The organism is Clostridium cellulovorans 743B, assembly GCF_000145275.1.
In the GTDB taxonomy this organism is placed as follows: domain Bacteria; phylum Bacillota; class Clostridia; order Clostridiales; family Clostridiaceae; genus Clostridium_K; species Clostridium_K cellulovorans.
In genome coordinates, this window is the sequence record NC_014393.1 from 4,880,529 (window position 1) to 4,901,517 (window position 20,989).

Sequence of the window (20,989 nt, forward strand, 5' to 3'; positions counted from 1 at the left end):
ATTTCTTATTTAGAAATCATCTTTTCCATTTAGCCTTTTAACAGAATCACCAAGTATTATCTTACAACTAATTTGCTTAATACCTCGCTTACTCTTTGATTTGCTTAATCTTTTCATCAAAATATCTATTGCCGTTTGAGCCATATTTCTCATATCCATTTCCGCTGTAGTTAATCTAACACCATTAGCTACAGGAGTAAGATAATTATCAAAACCTACAACAGATACATCCTCAGGAACCTTATAACCAAGTTTCTCTAATTTATTTATCAAAACATATGCTGTGTTATCACAATTGCAGACAAATGCCGTTGGAAGTGCTGATGTAAGTTCAAATTCCACATTAGCACTGTCATTACTACGGTCACTAATATACCATTGAGTGCATCTATCTATATCAATATCATTTTCTATCAACGCCTTGAGATATCCTAAATACCTATCTTGAATACTACTAGTAGCCTTTTTATTACCAACAAATCCAATATCACGATGTCCCATTTCTATAAGATAATCAGTAAGCAAATACATGCTATAGAAATTATCTACTATCACAAAATCTTGATTAATATCATTCTCATAAAAATCCATAAAAACTACAGGTACAGGCACAGATTTAATCATATTATAATAGCTTTTTGAAACCTGACCTAATACAATAACACCATCTACTTTATTATCATTAATCATCTTAGGCACTGTTACTTGATGCTCATCATCATGTTTTAGTATTTCAAATAATACATAATAGTTTAATTTCATCAATTCATCTGCAACTTTTTTATATAGTTCCCAATAGAATGATACTCCTACTTCAATAAATCTTTCTGCAATAATGATTCCTACATTATAAGTTTGTCCATCTTTTAATGTTTTTGAAGATGCATTATACTTGTACCCCAATTCATTTGCTAATTGCTTAATTTTAGATCGTATTTCATCACTTACGCCCTCTTTATCAGCCAAAGCTTTTGAAACAGTCACTGTACTTACATCTAATTTCTTGGCTATATCGGACATAGTCACTGTTTTTTTCATTCTAATCCTCCAACAAAGTAAGTATCAACCTATAATTTAATCCTTAGATTTATATTTTAATAGTAATATATTCAGCTGAAAAGTCAATCAATTTAAGTCATAGATAACAATTTATGAATTTCCCTTTTCTCAAATTTTATTTAAATTTTTTATAGTTAGGTCAATTTAAAAGACTTTTAAGTAAACATAAGCTACTTTTAGTTAAATAAACTTAATTACCTCCTATTAAAATACCTAAGTTTATTATCTCTTCTTTTTTATCTATTCCATAGAATCTTATAACTAAAAGCGATATATCTACAAAAAGTTTTCAACTATTAGAGGTTTATAGTCAATTAAAAGCTTTCAAACCACCTATTACCTTCAAATAAATCATTAAATTAAACTGCGACACTATATGTGTCATTTTACTTAAATGGTTTTATACAAAACATAATAACTGTAAACGTATAATTGACATTTTATTCTATTAAATGTATACTTAAAATTAGAGTAAAAAAAGTATTTTTTAAGTTAATATAGTCAAAATATATAATATTATGAAGAAGTTTTACCTAATACTTTTTATTCGAATCTTAGTTATCACTTATGTTTTTATTTTATCTACAAATTTCCTTAAAGAATAAAAAAAGCATTAGGCTAAAACAGATAACTATACCCCAATAATCTGATGTTTCCCTCATCTGACGACTTTTGATATAAACTTTCTAAAACAACACCTTAGTCTAGCTTTTCAATTAGGTTGCAGTTGAGGAAAATATATAAACTTATCTGATTTAAAATCAAATCACTGCTTACAATGTTCTGTAAGCAACTAAATTTTTATTAAGGAGGACAAGCTATGCTAAAAAGACTAAACATGAAAAAATTTGCTTCTTTGCTTATGGCTGCATCTCTTGTTACATCGTTGGTTTCATCACCAGCTGTAAAAACCTATGCCGCTGAAAGCGAAAAAACATTGTACACTTTTGAAGACAATACAACTATGGGTTGGGATGTTTTAAATACAGTTGCTAATGGAGGTGCTTTTGATAGTTCTGCTAGCGCACCAGTAGAATACAGTCAGGATTTAAAACAAGATGGTAATAGCGGAGCATTAAAAATTAATGCTAATTTTACAGGCAAGACTTGGGATGACGCAAGTGTTATAGTAAACCTAGGTTCATCTGCAAAGGACTTTTCATCTTACGATACCCTTGACTATGATTTATTTGTCCAAAGTGATTTTACAAGCAAACTAACAGTTGCTACAGCAGGTATGGATTCAAGTTGGGCATGGAAGGACGATTTATTCGTTGCTAATTATGGGGGAATTGATGTTACTACTGGCGAAAAAATAACTATAAATGGAAATGATTACAACAAAATACATATAACTCGTTCAAAAACTTCTACTTTGGATAGTTTAACAGATAAAACCTTCTATCGTTTTATAATTAAAATAGCAGCTGTTAATACAACATACTGTGGTCCAATATATTTAGATAATATAGCACTATCTAAAGGTGGATATATACCAGGGAATACTCCTTCAAAAACAGGAAAAGATGATATTACTGTTGAAGCTGAAAATGGAGTACTAACAGGATTAACCGTTACTCCAGATAGTGGTGCTTCAGGTGGAGCTTATGTTAATGGTCTTGATAGCGGTACAGATAGAATGGATTTAACTGCTGATATACAAGTTAGTGGTTCATATCTAATAATAATGAAATACAAAACTTATGGTGGTGCTAAAATTAATCCTGTATACCTTAATGGCGCACTACTAAAAGATTGTTCTTTTCCAGAAGCTCAGAGTGAATGGAAAAATGTTATATTAAGTCCTCAATATCTTTCTGCTGGAAAAAATGTCTTCTCACTTGGCAACAGTTGGGGTTGGATAGCTGTTGATAATGTTCGCTTTGTAGGTGGCGATGGAAAACAAGTTGGACAAGTAAGTTTATCATCTGATACTACAAGTTCTCAAGCTTACGATATACCTGTTACCTTTACTGCAATAGCAGATGATGCAGCACAATATAGATTCCTATCAAGAAAAGTTGGCGGTGATTGGCAAGAAATAAGTCCATATTCCAACAAGTTATCTTGTATATGGGTTCCAGGAGCTGCTGGTGATTATGAAGTAAAAGTTACTGCTCGTGGTACAGCTACAACTGTTGATCAACAAGCTGAACAAATAATTAAGTACACTGCCCTACCAGCATATGAAAACAAACCTTTAGTTAATCAAGTCTTTGGTAGCGGTATGGTTCTTCAAAGAGACATAGAAAATGCTCTATGGGGTTGGGATAAACCTAATACAAATATAACAGTAAAAGTAGGTACAAAAACCTTCACTGGAATTACAGATTCTGAAGGAAAATGGAAGATAAGCATAGGAACATATCCAGCAGGAGGTCCTTATGACATATCTGTTTCAGACGGAACTACTACTACAAATATGACTGACGTTCTTTTTGGTGATGTATGGCTATGTTCTGGTCAATCTAACATGGCATTCCAACTAACTGGAACCTTAGATTCTGAAAATGAAATAAAAAATTCAGACTATCCAAATATTCGTTACTATACAGTACCTGTGAAAACAAGCTATGTGCCTCTTTCAAACATTGATAATGCACAAGGCTGGAAGGTTTGTTCACCTAGTACAAGTGGCAACTTATCAGCAGTTGCATATTTCTTCGCTAGAAAATTAACTACTGATCTAAATGTTCCAATTGGAGTAGTTTTTGCTGCTGAAGGAGGAACTAGAGCAGAACAATGGACTAGCTACGAAAGTTTACAAAACATCCCTGAATATGTTGCTGCTTCAAATGCAATCAAATCATGTTCTACTGAAATTGATGCAACATCTTCCCCAAATGTTCTTTATAATGGAATGATTGCACCAGTTGCTCCATATGGATTAAAAGGTGTACTTTGGTATCAAGGAGAAAGTAACTGGGGAGATGCAAGCTATGAAAGATTATTACCTAATCTTATTGCTGATTGGCGTAAAAACTTTAATGTAAAAGACCTTCCATTTATCCTTGTTCAACTACCAGGTTTTGCTGATCTTCAATCTGAAACAAATGCTGTTCAACCAGGAAATGGATTAGCAGAAATTCGTGATGCTCAACTAAAAACTACGCTAAATGATGAAAATGTTGGTTTAGCTGTTATCACAGATATTGGAGATCCAAATAACTTACATCCAACTAATAAACAAGATGTTGGATTCAGAACAGCCTTAAGTGCTGAAAAGAAAGTTTACGGCAAAGATATTGTTTATTCTGGGCCTATCTATAAATCAATGTCTATAGAAGGAACTTCTATAAAGATAAACTTCGACTCAATAGGCAGTGGCTTAATGGTTGGTTCAAAAGAAGGATTAAACCCTGTTCAAGAAGTTAAAGATGGTAAATTAACAGGCTTTGCTATTGCAGGATCTGATAATGTCTTCTATTTAGCCGATGCTGTAATTAGTGGTGATTCCGTTATAGTTTCATCAAGTAAAGTACCAGATCCTAAGGTAGTAAGATTTGGATGGGCTAACTCACCAGTTACTAACCTTTATAACAAAGAAGGTCTACCAGCTTCTCCATTTGGAACAGATATGACTTATACAAGAGTAGCTGAACTTACTTCAATTGATAATATAACTAAAACAGTTAATGTAGGACAACCTTATAGTTTACCATCAACAGTTACTGCAAAATATAGCGACGGTACTACAAAAGCTGTTGCAGTTACTTGGACTCCAGCCTCAGTAGACACTAGTAAAGCAGGAATTTATACATTTAAAGGAACTGTTAAAGGCTACGATAAAGAAGTTTCCTTAACCCTTACAGTGTTGGGAAGTCTTGGATTAGTTATTGAATTAGACAATGATATCAATAAAATACTACAAAGTTTAAATGATTCAAATATAATCTGTATCCACATTAATGCAAAGAATAACCCTGTTGTATCAAAGGACGTATTCAATGCACTTAAAGGCAAGAAAAAGATTGTTACCATATTCGCTGACAATGTAACATGGGAATTTAATGGCGAAGGAATTGATATTTCCGTTGCTAACGATATTGATTTTTCATTAAAATCTGTAAGTAGTGCTTTACAAGCTAAAGAACTTGCAAAGGCTAAAGCTATTTTAGGAAATGATCTATCAATAGTACCATTTTCATTTAACCATGATGGTCCTCTTCCAAGCAACGCTAGAACCTCTGTATTTGTAGGTAAAAACCTTGCAGGCAAAACAGTTAATGTCTACAGATATTTTGAAGATAAAGACTCTTGCGAATATATTGCAGACTCAGTTGTAGATGCAAATGGCTATATAACCATAAATCTAAACCACTGCAGTGATTACTTTGCAGTTGAAAAAACATCTGCTACAATAGTTCCTAAAACTGATGCAGCAGAGCAACCTAAAACTGATGCTATAAATCTACCTCAAACTGGATCCGCAATAGATACATCAGTATTAATGACTTTAGGAGTACTTCTATTTATAACTGGAGCAGCCTTCTTTGTACTTTCAAGAAGAAAGCAAAATTCTAAATAGAATCTTCATAGATTATTATAAGTAACTGGCTTGTTGCCACTTACTTACACCTTATAAACATAAATTTGCCAGAGGACTTCTCCTCTGGCCTTTTTTATTCTATTAATAACGTTACAAAGTATCTAAATAAACAATTTGTAATATTATTTTTCTGTAAACTTATTTATATTAATTACCTTACCTATGGTATTTCTTTTAAACACAGGATATCCAAATTCATTCTTATCTTCTGTACAAGTTATAAACACAACCTCTGATTCAGCTTCTATGACTTCTGTAACACGGTGAGCAAGAAGTTCTCCTCTTTGATTGATAAATATTACTATATCATCCTTTTCCGCTTCTGTAGAAAGTTCCACCTGAATCTCATCCTTTTTCTCTAAGGTAGGTTTCATATAATTATCTTCTATCGTCATATATATTTTATTACTCTTAAAATCCATAAACCTGTCCTTATCTATGGAAATTTCCTTTGAGATATGATTTGCTGCATTTGAAATTTTTATTTTTTCATGATGAAAATCACCAAATCCTTTAGTTCCACCAACACATAAACCTTCTACGCAGATAGCAGTTGTATAAAGCTTTGAACCAAGAAAAAGCATAGTATCGGTACTTTCAAGAATTATACCTTCAGCAATCCAGCTTCCGTCTTCATTAACTCTCTTAAACAACTCATTCTTAGCAGCTTGTACCTCCTCTTCGTAACCTAGTGGCGTTGAAGATAACAGCAACCCTATCTCATAAGATTTTAATTCTTGTAATCGCGTATATCCCTCATTTATTATGCGTTTTATCACAGTTTCCCCTTGATTATTGAGAACCTGGAATTCCCTTTGTATTTTACATAACCAATAAACCAGCATAAAAGGTGAGTTGAATCTTTGCCCATTATGGATTCTTCTATGATACACTGGATTTTTTACTAAATTATATTTTAAAATTTCAACATTGGATAAGTCCAAAATCACATTAAATAACTTTTCCTTTATAGCATCATTGATTTCCACAGCTTCTTCCAACGAAACTTTGGCTTCCCTATTTAAAATATCATAAATACTTTGCAACATTACTACATTATCTACTTGAACATCTAATTGTTCTTCTACTAAAACCTGTCCTTGTGTTTCTTTATAATAAGAAAAACCTGCTGATATAGTATTATAAATTTTACTTATAAGCTCTACGTTCGTTAGCTCTTCATCAGAAATTCTGGTAGCTGCAATCTCTTCACAAACAAAAGTTTGCTCACTGCTTATAAAATCCTCAAGTTCATTTCCCAACTGATCAACAAAAGGTATCTTTTCAGCTCTAAGATTTTTCAAAATCCTAAATATATCAAGAGCAACATATTTAGAAAAACCTTTTATATTTTCAACAACTTCAAACTCATTGGTTTCTTCGTTATATTTTAAATATTTACATTGTTCAAGACTATTTGATTCTAGATATGTTCTTATAAATAAAGCTACTTTTTTTAAAAAAATTGTGTTCTCATCCTTCATGTTTGTCCACCATTCTCTCATAACTTCTTTTGCATAAGCAATCTATTCAAATTCATTACATAAGTTTTAAATAGGTATATTCCATGAATTTTCTTATATATATAACCACAGGTAAAGTTTAAGTTATTCATTAAATAAATCGATGTATATCTTTGAAATACATCTAAAAGGTTTCTTGAATAATTTAGTTTCTGGTCGTGGTTATCTATATATGTGAAACCTATGAAAAACCTAATTTAAATTTATGTATCATACCTGTATCATACTACACTTTATATAAATGTCTCAATGGAAATTAATTGAACAAGAAAGATTTTACTGTTACCTTCCAAAGGCATATAATATTACATAGAGTTAATGAAAGTTTCAGTGTAGAAATCTTTAATCTACTATTTACAAAGTTCGATTATTGAAATTTCGTCAAAATGCTATAGAAATATTGAAAAATCAATATAGCCTATGAAGCTTCTTCACTGAAATTTATATACAAGCATATTGAAAATATTTACAAACCTATTTTTTATAAAAAAGACGTTATACCAGGAGTAGTTACATGATAGATAAGAAAACTTTAAAAAATATTCAGAAACTCGTAGGGAACATAACAGCAGAAAATCTTAAATATGTTGATTACTACATAAGTGATGATTTTGGTTTATTCATTCCCACTGTGGGATTTTGCGAATATGCTATAACAGCTCAGCATACTCATCCTACTTATTCCTTTGTGCTTTTATTTTCTCCAGAGGATAACTTTACACCAGTTTCTATAGAAATATTGGACAGTCATTATTTAATGACCGCAATGGCTCCATATATATGTCACGAGGAAAAAGAAACAGATTCATTTACTCGTTACATTGCGATCCTCATATCTGCTGAAACTTATGAAAAACTTTATAAGTCCTATAAGGATAAAAATCCTGAAAAATATTTTTGGAAACAATTTTTAGTTAGTGAAGATATTATGCTTTACATAAAAAAATTCATGAGTGAATATGAAAATAAACAACCTGGTTTCAAAGATGTACTTAAAAATCTAGCATCACTGATTACTCATCAAATAATTAGAAGCATCCTTGGAATAGATTCTTTAAAAGACTTTTATATAGAAGAATTTGAAATAGAAAAAGTTATTGCTTATATGCATCAAAACTTTGGGAAAAAGCTTACCATAGCAAATTTAGCACTGGTAGCCAATATGTCGGAATCTCACTTTATCCGTACTTTTAAACAGGAAACAAAACTTGCACCAATTGAATATTTGATTAACCTTCGTATCAATAAAGCTAAAAAATTATTAAGGAGCAAGTCAAAAACAGTCACTGAAATCGCTCTCCAATGCGGTTTTAATAGTTCCTCACATTTTTCTTCTTGCTTCACAAAACAACTAGATTGTACTCCTTCAGAATATCAGAATATGTTTCAAAATAGTTGATTGTATTTTGAAACATATTGAGAATATTTTGAAAGAAAAGCTTATTCTTTTACTGTATATTTTAGTATATAAATCTTATTAAATATCTATGGTCATTAAGAATAAACTACTACAATATGATTAAATAAAGCTATTTATTTAGAGTACTTGTTTACTAAGATATATGAGTAAGGAGATATTATAATGAAAAAAGAAGAAATTTTTAAATTAATCACTGAAAATCCTGCTTTCTTTTTAGCTACAGTAGAAGATGACCAGCCAAAAGTTAGGGGCATGCTTCTATATAAAGCTGATGAAGATGGCATAATCTTTCATACTGGTTCAATGAAGGATTTATATGGACAAGTTTTAAAAAATCCTAAGGTTGAGTTATGTTTTAATGGTAACGGCTCTCAAGTTCGTATAAGCGGTACTTTAGAAATCATCGATGACAATAACTTTAAGGATGAAATTTGCAATCATCCAAGTCGAAAATTCTTACAAGCTTGGAGAGAAAGTAAAGAGTTAAAAGACTTTTATAAAGAACTTATAGTATTTAGATTAAAAAACGGTACAGCTACCACATGGACCATGGCAACAAACTTTGCTTCTAAAGAATTTATTCAGCTTTAACTGAAACCTCAAATTTAAAACTTATCAAATAATAACTGATGGATACATTCCTCTGTTAGATGTTGATTAAAAATAAACCCTTATAACTAATTCTTTTTCACATAAATCCATCGGCTATCTTTGATAGTTAATTTGAAGAACTTAAGTATATTATAAAGCAAAAGCTTACAGTAATAACTACTGTAAGCTTTTTGCTTTATAATAATTCAGTCTTATCTCCCTGAGAATATATATACAACCTATGAAGTGGCCTTGTCATGGCTATATAAAGAAGCTTTATATCTAACTCATCTTTCTTATAAAACTCCTTAGAAGCATTAGCTACAATGACTACATCAAACTCTAGCCCCTTTACTAGATAAGATGGGATTAAAACAATACCACCTGAAAATTCTTTCTCTGTGCCAGTGATCAGTTCTGTCTTTACTTTCAATTTATTTAAATAGCCCTTCATCTCCTTGCATTCTTCAAGTGTCTTACAAATAATCGCTAAAGATTTAAAGCCTTCTTTTGTAGTTTCTTCAATCTTTAACTTTATATCTGCTACTATTTCTTTTAAGGTTCCCATTTCATTAACAGTGACCTGATCACCATGTCTAATAACAGGCTTTGCAAGTGGTAACTCCTCTGAAGCAAGCTCCTTTATTACCTCATTGGCAGCGTCCATAATTTCAACAGTAGTTCTATAGCTCTGTTCAAGAGTTAAAAAAGAATAATCTCCATCTCTAAAAATATACTTTTCAAGGTCACTCCAATTTTGAATCCCTCTATAAGAATGTATTCCCTGTGACAAGTCACCCAAGATCGTAAAAGAATTGCTATTTATAATGCACTTTAGTACATATATTTGAAACAGACTGAAGTCTTGTGCTTCATCTATAAGAATATGTCTCACCGAAAGGGCATCCTCGATTCCTAAAATATGATAACGAAGAAACATCAATGGAGCAAGGTCTTCAACCTCCAATAACCCATCTTCAATTACTGAATTTGTATGATGTATAACTTTATCAGTAAAGGTTTCACTTATATATTTATGAAAGTATTCCTTATTAACTTCACTTCCATTTAATAAGTCCTTATAATACTCTAACGGAGTTTTTACTTTAATTTTATCAATATACTCCCTTATAAGTGTTTTTGAATCTTTTCTTATTTTCTCCATTAAGGCATCTCTTTCATCTGCCAACTTAATTATCTTTTTTCTTCGCTCAGGAGAATCTTCCATATCTCTTCTTACTTTATCTATTTGCCAGTCAAAATCCTTTTCAACCTCATCAATTACAGTTCCTTTTTTCTGTTTCAAAATATTTATAAGGCTTTTCTTGATTTCATTAACTCTTTTCATTATTGGGAGGTACGCATAATCCTTCATAAATGCTCTCTGCAATTGGTTATAGGAGATAAGTACAACATTATTTATTTTAAAATCTTCCTTTGGCAAGAAGTCTAATTCTAATTCATAAATGTATCTTCTTATTATGTTGCTAAAATGAAGTGATGATTTAAAACGAGAAATCTTTTTTACTTCTTTTATCATTTCCTCTGAAGAATTTTCTTGTTTTTCTATAAAGTAAGCCAACTTTTCATGAGGAGGCTTTATTTTAAATTTAGAACCTATTATATTCATTGCCAAATCTTCGAAGGTATTTTGAAGTACATTCTCAACCCCTAAGTCTGGCAGTACATCTGATATATAACTAAGAAAGAAACGATTAGGTGCAATAATCATAAAGTTTTTAGGACTTAGCAAGTCTTCATGATTATACAAAAGGTATGCTATTCTATGAAGCGCTATAGTAGTTTTCCCGCCCCCTGCTGCCCCTTGCACAACAAGTGGTTTCCACATATCTGCTCTTATAACCTTGTTTTGTTCTGCCTGAATTGTGGATACAATATCCTTAAGTCTGTTATCTTTACTAGAACCAAGACTTGCCTGAAGAAAATCATCATTAGTAGTAATATCTACATCATACATCTCCTCGATTTTTGCTGCTTCAATGTTATATTGCCTTTTAAGTTTTATCTCACCATCTATTGTTCCATCAAAACAATCATAGCTTGCAGCACCAAGTCTTCCTTCATAATATAAATTGGCTACTGGTGATCTCCAATCTATTATTAAAGGCTCATTATCCTTTTCTCTTAAAAGAGACATCTTGCCTATATAAAATTTTTGGAGAATAGCACTCTTATCCTCGATAAAGTCAACCCTTGCGAAATAAGGCTTGGATAAACTCTTGCTTAAATTTTTAACCTTCTGATTTAAGTTATCTTGAAGAGTGGTGTTAATTATCAAATCATTAAACTGTTCTGCGTTATCAGAATTGTAGTGTGTTAACCCGTAGTTTACTTCTTTGTCTATTTTTTCTTTAATTTTAGTAATTCCTTCATTATAATTTCTCATATAATCAAGGATATACTCTAGCTTTTCAATCTCTTGTGTATAATCTGGATGTTTTATAGCGCTCATACCTGCACCTCACTTTCTATAGTTGAGAATTAAAAATTTATTGGTTATTATTAAAAAGAACTCTTTAATATTTTTCTTAATCCCCAGTTTTCTCACGATTTCAAAATTGTGTCACCCATTTATTTTATACAAATGCTGTATAAAAATAAAATCCTTAATTCTTTCTTACTGAAGTTGCTAGAAGTATTTACATCATTGGTTCTCAGTAAAGTATTAAAATCATATTTTTGCTAACTTTTTCTTGACAAGATGATGTTTTTATTTTATGATATTAATATAACAATTGACAGTAAGATATAATATTGTGTAAGTCATGTCAAAACTCATTGGATTTATTTTCCAGTGACTTTTTTTATTTTTTGTCCCTTTTCTTTTAAACAGTGAAAAACACAGGCATAAAGCCTGTGCTATCAATCCTTATAAGTAATAAGTGGAGTCAATCTTGCAACTACCTTTATCATACTGAAGGCTTCAAGATCACTAATTACTCTTTCAATATTTTTATACGCCTCTGGGGATTCTTCGTATATGAGATTTTTATCACTGCACACAAGGTTATACCCCATGTTTCCGTTCTTAATATCCTTTCTCATAAACTTTCCTTGGAGCTTTTCCATGCAACCAGCCCTCTTCCACTTACGCCCTGCTCCATGAGCTATAGAAAAGCCTGTATCTATAGACGCATTAATTGTCTTTACTATATAAGAGCTTGTGCCCCTAGATCCAGCAATAACTACAAAAGAATCCTCTTCTGCTGGTGATGATCCTTTTCTATGAATATAAAATCCACCCTTCTCTTCTATACCGTTATGAACAGCTTCTATAACAAGTTTTTCACAATTACAATTTACTGCATCGCATAGTTTTTCAGCTATAATTTCTCTATTATCCCTTGCAAAAGCTGTTGCTAACTTATAATCTTCAAGATACTTTAAAAAAACTTCAGTGCCTTCTTCAAGTCCATTATCACAAGAATAGTTTTCTATATATTTTCTTAGAATATTCTCACCTAAGCCTCTGCTTCCACTATGAACTAACAGGTAAACCTTTGACTTATCTAAGGCCAATTTTTGAAACTCCTCTTTATCAAGAATTTCACTTATCTCTGTAAATTCTCCAAAGTGGTTTCCTTTGCCTATGGTTCCTAAATTAAAATTGTTTTGATCTCCGCTCTTATCATCATCTACCTGCTTTGGATTATGTAGTTCACCAAGACTTCCTATTGCTATTAAACCCTTCATAGCCTTTTCAATCTTAAACTTTTTTCTAAGTAGTGATGTTTGAAATAAACTTATAGAGCAACCAATATCATTTCCTATAAGTGTTGGATATATAACTTTCTCTGTAATAAATGCTGCTCCTACAGGTGTCTTTCCTGGATGTAAATCTGGATAACCAAAAGCTTTAACTACACCTCTAAATTCTGAAATTCTTTTTACCTGTTCAACAGCTTCACTTTCCATCCAAGTATTTTCAGTAGCTATTATTTTATACATCAGTTTCTATTCTCTCCCTATGTCTTTACTTAATTTTATTTTTCATAATAAATACAGTTTTTATAAATGCTAATCCTTATATCTATAGACCATGAATTTCTTACATAATCATATTTGCATAAATCATTTACTTATAAACTGTTTTCATTTTAATCTTAAGAGAGAATATTTAACAAATAGTTATTAAACTTCTCTCACCACTAAAGTCTTTATCATCTTAATCACGACCTTTCATGTATATCTAGTGATAAAAGCCTTTCAGCCCTTACCCTAACTTATTTTCACTTCGAACACATATCCTAGCTTTCATTATTTTTCATATATAATATATCTCCAATTTTATCAATTCTCCAATATAAACACAATTACAAACTTATTAATTACTGACACAAATTCTTTATTAAGATAATGTTAAAACCTTATCTTCTAGGCTATTTTTTAAAAAAACTTTGAGGATATGTTTCTAAATTTACTTTAGCCTTACAAAATGCTTATTCCATCCATATTATTAACAATGAAAAAACCAATTCTAATTCTCAAGATTCAAATATCCAAAACTCTAACTCACAAAACGCAAGTAGTGAGCATTTTAATACAGCTATGAGGAACTTTGGTGGAAGAAATTCTGGACAATTATATGATTTAAGAGACACAACCTTCTAAAATATATAAGTCAAAGCAAAATAACTGATAAGATTTAGTCTATAAAATTAACACACTAGTATAAATTAGCAATTTTATGAAAGTAAGAAAAGCAGTAATTCCTGTTGTTGGTCTATGCGCTAGATTCCTACCAACAACAAAAGCTCAACCGAAGGAAATGCTTCCTTATAGCAGATAAACCAACAATTCAATATATAGTAGAAGAAGCCGTTGCTTCTGGAATAAAGTTTACTTTACCAGGTATATATTCTATCATTATAGATATATAAACTTAACCCTATCTTTATGATATTTCAAAAATATGAAACTTAATTTCAGTGGTGTCCATATGAAAATTAAATATTTTTCGAATAGGTGAAGTTTAAAGTTAGCAAAACTATAAGGAGAATATCTATGGAAAAAGGGAAATTACTTGCAGAGGGTAGGACTGCAGAAGTCTTTCAATTGGGAGAAAGAAAAATATTAAAGCTATTTAAATCCTTTATGCCAAAGGAATCTGCTGAAACTGAATATAACATTAGTTTGAACCTTATGAACCAACTTACTATAGTACCAAAAGTATATGATTTTGTAATGATAGAAAACAGGTATGGAATTATTTACGAAAAAATTTCTGGTGAACCTATGATGGTGAAAATTTCTAAAAAGCCGTGGACAGTAAAAAAAGAGGCTAAGCGCTTAGCTAAATTGCATACCCTAATTCACAAAGAAACCAATTTAGAATTGCCAAGTAATATTACAACCTTAAAAAATCAAATATCCTATACAGACTTACTGCAGGAAGATGTAAAAATAAAGCTCTCAAATTACATAGATACTCTTGAAGTTAAAGACAAGTTGTGTCATGGAGACCTTCATCCTGACAATGTGCTTATAACTGAAGAAGAATCATTAATAATAGATTGGATGACAGCTACTAAAGGAAATCCCCTAGCTGATGTAGCAAGAACCTCTATAATGTTTAAATTTGCAGTAATTCCTGAAAAAAGCTTTCTTGAAAAAATGATTATTACTCTAATTAGAAATAAGTTTCTTCACAACTATATAACCAACTACATTAAACTATCTGGAGTTTCCCTTGGTGAAATTGACAAATGGGAGTTACCTGTTGCTGCAGCAAGGCTCATTGAGGGAATTCCAAAAGAAGAGAAAGCAAAATTAGTGAACTACATAAATACAAAAGCAAAGGAATTACCTTAAATATACTAACATATTAAAGCCAAGGGTTATTGTACTTCCTATATATTTCACAGAAAGCAACTAAAAACCCTTGGCTTTTTTATTTTCTTATTTATTGTCTTGCAAAGTATCACCTTTCAATAATCCTTTAATAGTAACAGTAAAGTCCATTGCAAAAAATATCATAATAACCACTGTTACTATATCCCAATACCAATCATTACTTAGATAAAAACCTCTCACAGTAGGCTGCATATAGTAGATTGCAGCTAAACTAAGTAAAAACCAAATAATAGATGTCCTTGGATAAATATAACCGAAAAGATTATACTTTAAATCTGAATAATCCCAATAATTCTTGTTGAAAAGCCTTTTCATAATATGCCCACTTATATATTCAACAGTAGTTGGAACTACAAAGCATAAAACTGCCAATATCGGAAATGCAAACTTTAAAACATCGTTATACAAAATTAAAATAGTCATAGCAATTCCATACATAGGCTTCATAGGTCCCATTAAAAAATAATCTTCTTGAAGTCTATTTTTAGAGTATATACAATATGTGTTTTCCAAAACCCAACCTAAAAAAGAATAAACGATAAAATTGAACAATGCGTAAAAAAGTACATTCATGACCTTCCCTCATTTCCTAAAACCTTTAATATTATTAGTATGGGCAGAATTAATGAATTTATTTATACTAAACCTATTAGTATAAACATTATTTTTAACATTTTTCTTTTTAGGGGTTTTGGGGTAGACTTTAATATATAAATTTAAACTTTAAGACAAGCTACTTAAAATCTAAATAATAAATCACAACTCTCACCTATTTTATAAAAACCATTCTTCATATACATTTCTTTAGCAGTCTCATCCTCATATGTATTTAGATAAATGGTTTTACATCCCGCTTTTAATGCTATATCAATTAATACTTTTAATATGGTTGTCCCATATCCCTTGCGTTGATATTTATCCAAAACAGAAAAATCTTCTATTTTAGCAACATCATTATAAATAAACAAATCACAATTTCCTATTATATTACCATCGTGGTAGCATACATAAGAATTCACACCTTTATCAGAAAGATAGACTTGTCCGCGTCTGTAACATCTTCTTGTGCAAAAATCTTTTCCTAGTGCCTCCTCATCATTCTCCAAGTTACAAAATAAAATATCATCTATCATTGCTTGGCTAACAACTCTCTTTATTTCGCAACCTGATATCATAAATAATTTATCAACACAAGAAATATCTAAAGAATAGAATCCTTTTGTTGATATTTCAGCTTTATATTTATCACTAATCCAAAAAGGCTCACTAACAACATCATCTAAAAGAATATTACAATAGTTACTTTTCTCAAATATCCTAAGTCCAATTTCCTTTTCAATAATTTGCTTTAAGCTTTTCCCTTCATTTGAATTATATACATACGTATAATTGTGATAATACATGTCCATTAATTGGTTATCATGAAACCTAACTATATTCCCATTTTCAACAAACTCTGAAAAACATTTTGTATACTGGAGCTCACATTCTATAATTTTTTTATCAATGCTCATACTTCTCCTTTGTTTTACCATATATCTAATTATTTATCATATCTATAAGTCCCAATAATATTTTTATTCAATTCACATCTCATCGATAAAACACTGTAGCTTTATAATCGAAACGTATATATTTATCCAACCTATTAAAATCCATTGTTTTCTGTAACTTCCTTCATCCAATGACCACTCTTTTTTATAGTCCTCTTATTAGTATTTAAATTTAGTTGGACAAAACCATATCTATTTTTATAGGCATTAGTCCAAGACCAATTATCAATAAAAGTCCACAAGTGATAGCCCTTAACATTAGCACCTTCTTCTATGGCCTTATGTAACCATATAAGATGATCCTTTATGAAATCTATCCTATAGCTATCATCTATAAATCCATCCTTTATAAAACGCTCCTCATCTTCAACACCCATACCATTCTCAGAAATATAAGATTCTATATTTTCATAATTATCTCTTAGGTTGATCATTATATCGTATATACCTTTTTCATATATCTCCCAACCTCTATAGATGTTCATTTTTCTTCCTGGCATCTCATAGTTATCAAAAAAGCTTTCTGGCATAAGCTTTGAATCATCCTTGCTTAGATTTTCCTTTGCCTTAACCCTTCTTGGTTGATAATAGTTTACACCCACTAAATCTATAGTATTGTTTTTAAGTAATTCCTTATCACCTTCTTGAACTACTGGTGTGAGATTATTTTCTTTTATAAACCTAACAAGTTCTTCTGGATATTCTCCTTTAGTAGCAGGATCTAAAAAACTTCTATTAAATAATAAATCTGCGATATTTGCTGCCTTTAAATCCTCATCTGAATTACTTCTTGGATATGATGGAGTAAGATTTAGAATAACTCCTATTTTTGCATCATTCAAATTCAAAGTTCTAAACTTCTCTATAGCTCTCGCCGTAGCAATATTAGTATTGTATGCAACTTGAACTGCTCTTTTAAAATCTGAAACATTTGGGTAATGGAAATCATAAAGATACCCACCTTCAACAGGAACTATCGGCTCATTAAAGGTAAACCACTTTTTCACCTTTTGACCAAAAAGTTCGAAGGTAACCTTTGCATAATCACTATAAGCTTCTACCACTTCTCTATTTTCAAAACCGCCTATATTCTGCATTTCTATAGGCATATCAAAATGATATAAATTTACAAAAGGTTCTATACCATTAGCTAAAAGTTCATCTATAACATTGCTATAAAATTCTACTGCCTTTTCGTTTACCCGACCTACGCCTCCTGGAATAAGTCTTGACCAAGAAATAGAAAATCTAAAGCTATTATGTCCTATTTTCTTCATAAGCTGTATATCTTCTTTGTATCTGTGATAAAAATCACAAGTATTCTGAGGTCCTACACAATTAAAGAATCTTTGTGGCTCCTCTTGATACCAAAAGTCCCAAACATTTAGGCCCTTTCCATCTTTTCTAGCTGCTCCTTCACCTTGTGGTGCTGAAGATGCACTACCCCACCAAAAATCTACCGGAAATTTATATTTAATACTCATCCTTTAGCCCCCTATAATTCTTGCTAATTTTAAACGCTCATGTCCTAGTTATTTTCTAAATTTAATCCATATTACTATAGTGCCACCATCTTTACAATTATACAACCTTTGTTTGATTGCATGTTTTATTGGATACATATAAAGTTATACCTCTTTATATGTATCCTCCCAATTATTATAATAAACTACGTAATGTATAATCTACTCCTGAATCTTATCCCAAGATATCTTAAATACATTTTTCCAAAGAATTATCATAGCAATCAGTGCTATAACCATGTATCCATAGACACCAAAAGGTATAAAGCTTATTCCTACATGAACTCCAGCTAACACTAATACTATAACCATCATAAGTAAGTTTGCAGCTGAATCGCCCTGCCCTTGAACTGCTGAAAATGGAAGGGAAAACGGAATTGCTTTCTTAGACATAGAAAAAATAAGTAAACTCATAATTACCGTAATAAGAAAGACAACTATTAAATCTGGTATTATCCTAGCTCCAAAAACAGCTATCATGATTATATCTTCAAGAATCATTATAGGTAGTACCAGCCTAATTATACTTGCTTTTATTGCACCCTTAAAAATAGCAGTTGGTGACTTTATAGGCGCAGTTTTATATATCCAAGCGCCTTTGTAATTACCTGAAAATCTAAGCATCGATATTACTGTAGGAAGCATTGCAACACACATATATATAAACAAATATAATCTTCCACCTCTTATCGAGTCAAAGTTCTCACCATGGGCGAAAGAAAACATCATAATAAATGGGAACGCTAATGCCATCCCAATTGAAGGATAGACTTTAAGCTTAAATTCTCTTTCATTTTTTAACAACTTATAATAGAACTTGAAAAAGCTTTTCTCTTCCTTATTTGGACAAACCAAATTTGCAATTTTACTAAATAACTTGCCCTCTTCTTTTTTGCTTTTTGAACTATTGTCATTTAACTTTTGAAGATTCGCTTCAAAGGTTGGCGTAAGTTTTATATAAACAACTATAGAAACTATCGGAACTACTAACGCTAAAGCAGAAAGAATTATATAATTTATATCAAAATTGCCTTTTAAAATTAACTCATATGGTGCAGCAAACCAAACTGGTGGAACAAGATAATGCCACCACTTAATATTTAAGACAGCCTCAAAATCTACAATATCAAACATCCTAGCAAGAAATTGATATCCTACACTCATGAAAATAACTAAAAATATTTGTACATAATTGATTATATCCTTTAACTTTTCTCCACTAGAGAATCTTATAATCAATAGATAGAACAGTGCCGTAATTATTACCACAAAAAGATTTAAAAGTATTACTTCAACTAAATAAATCAATAGAAATCCTACACCTTGAAAGAATGTACCCACTATCATTGGTAATAATGCAAGAGAAATTGTTATTTTACTCACATAAATCAAAATATGTATAACCTTTGCTACACTTAAGGTTTTCCCTGTAACAGGCTTTGGAGCAATTATATTTTTATCCCTAGTATCCAACAATACAGATGAAAAGTCAGAAACCATAAACATCATTAAGAAAAACATAAGCATACCAGCTACTATGCTCATTTGATATATATAATTTTTTCCCATAGCTACGAATACAGAAATGAATATGCTCATGAATATATTCATTCCATACATTAGTACATTAGAGTTTTTATCTTCATTCTTTGATTTCTTTTTATTATTACTATTTGTACCATTACTAAAAACTGTTGGAACTCTTCTATTATCCATTGTGAGCTTCACCTGCAATATTTTTCTCATAACAGGATAATCTACACCCATTTTTCTAAAGAAATTTTGAAACTTATCTAAAAATTTTAAAGTCTTATAATCCTTCATATCCTTCACCTTCTTGCACTATAGCTACAAACTCTTCAGCTAATGCTGTATGAGAGTCGAAGCCAGTTAAATCATTAAAGATCTCTTCTAAAGACCCTTCTTTATTCTTTTCCTTTAATTCCTTAAAGGTTCCATCCGCAACAACATGACCCCCGTTTATTAATACAATTCTACTACTTATCTTCTCAACGACATCCATGATATGTGAAGAATAGAATATGGTCTTTCCTTGTGCCGCTAAATGAGATAAAATTTCTTTAACAATCATAACACTGTTAGCATCAAGTCCACTTAATGGCTCATCTAAGAATAGGATATCAGGATTATGTATTAAGCTTGCAATAAGAACCACCTTTTGCTTCATTCCTTTTGAAAATGAAGATATTCTTTCATCATATACTTCAGCGATATCAAAGATTTTCATAAGTCTCTTTCCTTTATCGCTAGATTCTTTTTCATTTAGACCATATAATTCTCCGATAAAGGTTATATATTCCCTAGCAGTTAAACTTTCATATACATCTGCTAATTCTGGAACATACCCAATTCTTTTTTTATATTCCACATCTGCACTTGATACATCCTTACCAAAGATTTTTACCGTCCCAGTATACCCTTGTACAAGTCCTAGTAGTATTTTAACTGTAGTACTTTTGCCAGCTCCGTTTGGTCCTATATAGCCTATGATTTGTCCTTTATAAACTTCTAAATTTATTCCCTTTAGTACTTCCTTTTCACCATAGTTCATTTTTAAATCACTTAAGGTTATTATTGGTTCATTCTTAAAATCCATATTTCCACCTCTTTATTTTAACTTTTAAAAGTTCAATTCTACATATTACAAGTTATATATTACTACTTATTATGATTAATTACAACTGCTTATTTAATAAAATTTTCCTGTAATTTATTGTATCGCATATATCATGATAAACAAATACTTGTTTATTATTATTCATCCCCTAATCACACCTATTGTAATATAAACCAATTTAATTTTATAATACATAAATTTAAACTTTAATTCATAATAAAGTAATATTTGTCGATAAAGTTTCCGCTTATTGCTACAA

The 20,989-nt window shown here is 30.8% G+C and carries 13 protein-coding genes and 1 pseudogene; 5 read left to right on the forward strand and 9 right to left on the reverse strand.

Features of this window, described 5'->3' with window-relative positions; translation table 11 throughout:
• Nucleotides 1-9 precede the first annotated feature (9 nt).
• A complete protein-coding gene (locus CLOCEL_RS20270; RefSeq protein ID WP_010074064.1) occupies nucleotides 10-1,038 on the reverse strand; it encodes a substrate-binding domain-containing protein in 1,029 nt (342 codons plus the stop codon).
• An 841-nt stretch (nucleotides 1,039-1,879) separates the two neighbouring features.
• Here CLOCEL_RS20270 and CLOCEL_RS20275 point away from each other — a divergent pair.
• Nucleotides 1,880-5,587 (forward strand): Ig-like domain-containing protein, encoded by a 3,708-nt coding sequence (locus CLOCEL_RS20275; RefSeq protein WP_010074065.1) that lies wholly within the window; start codon nucleotides 1,880-1,882, stop codon nucleotides 5,585-5,587.
• Between the two features lie 143 nt (nucleotides 5,588-5,730).
• Here the strand turns inward: CLOCEL_RS20275 and CLOCEL_RS20280 are convergent, their stop codons facing one another.
• Entirely contained in the window at nucleotides 5,731-7,113 is a 1,383-nt protein-coding gene (locus tag CLOCEL_RS20280; protein WP_242655189.1) for a S26 family signal peptidase, read from the reverse strand.
• Nucleotides 7,114-7,645: 532 nt separating this feature from the next.
• Here CLOCEL_RS20280 and CLOCEL_RS20285 point away from each other — a divergent pair.
• Together CLOCEL_RS20285 and CLOCEL_RS20290 are read left to right on the forward strand one after the other, a co-directional pair.
• Nucleotides 7,646-8,530 (forward strand): AraC family transcriptional regulator, encoded by an 885-nt coding sequence (locus CLOCEL_RS20285; protein ID WP_010074067.1) that lies wholly within the window; start codon nucleotides 7,646-7,648, stop codon nucleotides 8,528-8,530.
• 183 nt (nucleotides 8,531-8,713) lie between these two features.
• Nucleotides 8,714-9,142 carry a pyridoxamine 5'-phosphate oxidase family protein gene (locus CLOCEL_RS20290; protein WP_010074068.1) on the forward strand — a complete coding sequence of 143 codons (429 nt, stop codon included), beginning with the start codon at nucleotides 8,714-8,716 and terminating at the stop codon, nucleotides 9,140-9,142.
• 196 nt (nucleotides 9,143-9,338) lie between these two features.
• Here the strand turns inward: CLOCEL_RS20290 and helD are convergent, their stop codons facing one another.
• Together helD and CLOCEL_RS20300 are read right to left on the reverse strand one after the other, a co-directional pair.
• A complete protein-coding gene (gene helD, locus CLOCEL_RS20295) occupies nucleotides 9,339-11,615 on the reverse strand; it encodes an RNA polymerase recycling motor HelD (protein ID WP_010074069.1) in 2,277 nt (758 codons plus the stop codon).
• A gap of 410 nt (nucleotides 11,616-12,025) precedes the next feature.
• Nucleotides 12,026-13,111: an RNA ligase RtcB family protein gene (locus CLOCEL_RS20300; protein WP_010074070.1), complete on the reverse strand. Its 1,086-nt coding sequence runs from the start codon at nucleotides 13,109-13,111 to the stop codon at nucleotides 12,026-12,028.
• Between the two features lie 739 nt (nucleotides 13,112-13,850).
• Between CLOCEL_RS20300 and CLOCEL_RS22940 the strand changes: the two are divergent.
• Together CLOCEL_RS22940 and CLOCEL_RS20305 are read left to right on the forward strand one after the other, a co-directional pair.
• Nucleotides 13,851-14,001, forward strand: a pseudogene (locus CLOCEL_RS22940) (sugar phosphate nucleotidyltransferase); the annotation flags it as partial.
• Nucleotides 14,002-14,167: 166 nt separating this feature from the next.
• The gene (locus CLOCEL_RS20305) at nucleotides 14,168-14,974 is read left to right on the forward strand and encodes an aminoglycoside phosphotransferase family protein (RefSeq protein WP_010074071.1); all 807 of its coding nucleotides are present in this window, start codon (nucleotides 14,168-14,170) and stop codon (nucleotides 14,972-14,974) included.
• Nucleotides 14,975-15,061: 87 nt separating this feature from the next.
• Here CLOCEL_RS20305 and CLOCEL_RS20310 read toward each other — a convergent pair whose 3' ends face one another.
• From CLOCEL_RS20310 to CLOCEL_RS20330, 5 genes are all read right to left on the reverse strand, one after another.
• A complete protein-coding gene (locus CLOCEL_RS20310) occupies nucleotides 15,062-15,589 on the reverse strand; it encodes a putative ABC transporter permease (protein WP_010074072.1) in 528 nt (175 codons plus the stop codon).
• Nucleotides 15,590-15,753: 164 nt separating this feature from the next.
• On the reverse strand, nucleotides 15,754-16,530 hold the full coding sequence (locus tag CLOCEL_RS20315) for a GNAT family N-acetyltransferase (RefSeq protein ID WP_010074073.1): 777 nt from the start codon (nucleotides 16,528-16,530) through the stop codon (nucleotides 15,754-15,756).
• A gap of 134 nt (nucleotides 16,531-16,664) precedes the next feature.
• The gene (locus CLOCEL_RS20320) at nucleotides 16,665-18,053 is read right to left on the reverse strand and encodes a glycoside hydrolase family 1 protein (protein ID WP_010074074.1); all 1,389 of its coding nucleotides are present in this window, start codon (nucleotides 18,051-18,053) and stop codon (nucleotides 16,665-16,667) included.
• A 201-nt stretch (nucleotides 18,054-18,254) separates the two neighbouring features.
• The gene (locus tag CLOCEL_RS20325) at nucleotides 18,255-19,916 is read right to left on the reverse strand and encodes a hypothetical protein (protein ID WP_010074075.1); all 1,662 of its coding nucleotides are present in this window, start codon (nucleotides 19,914-19,916) and stop codon (nucleotides 18,255-18,257) included.
• Nucleotides 19,903-20,709: an ABC transporter ATP-binding protein gene (locus CLOCEL_RS20330; RefSeq protein ID WP_010074076.1), complete on the reverse strand. Its 807-nt coding sequence runs from the start codon at nucleotides 20,707-20,709 to the stop codon at nucleotides 19,903-19,905. The genes CLOCEL_RS20325 and CLOCEL_RS20330 overlap by 14 nt, the downstream gene beginning before the upstream one ends.
• Between the last annotated feature and the right edge of the window lie 280 nt (nucleotides 20,710-20,989).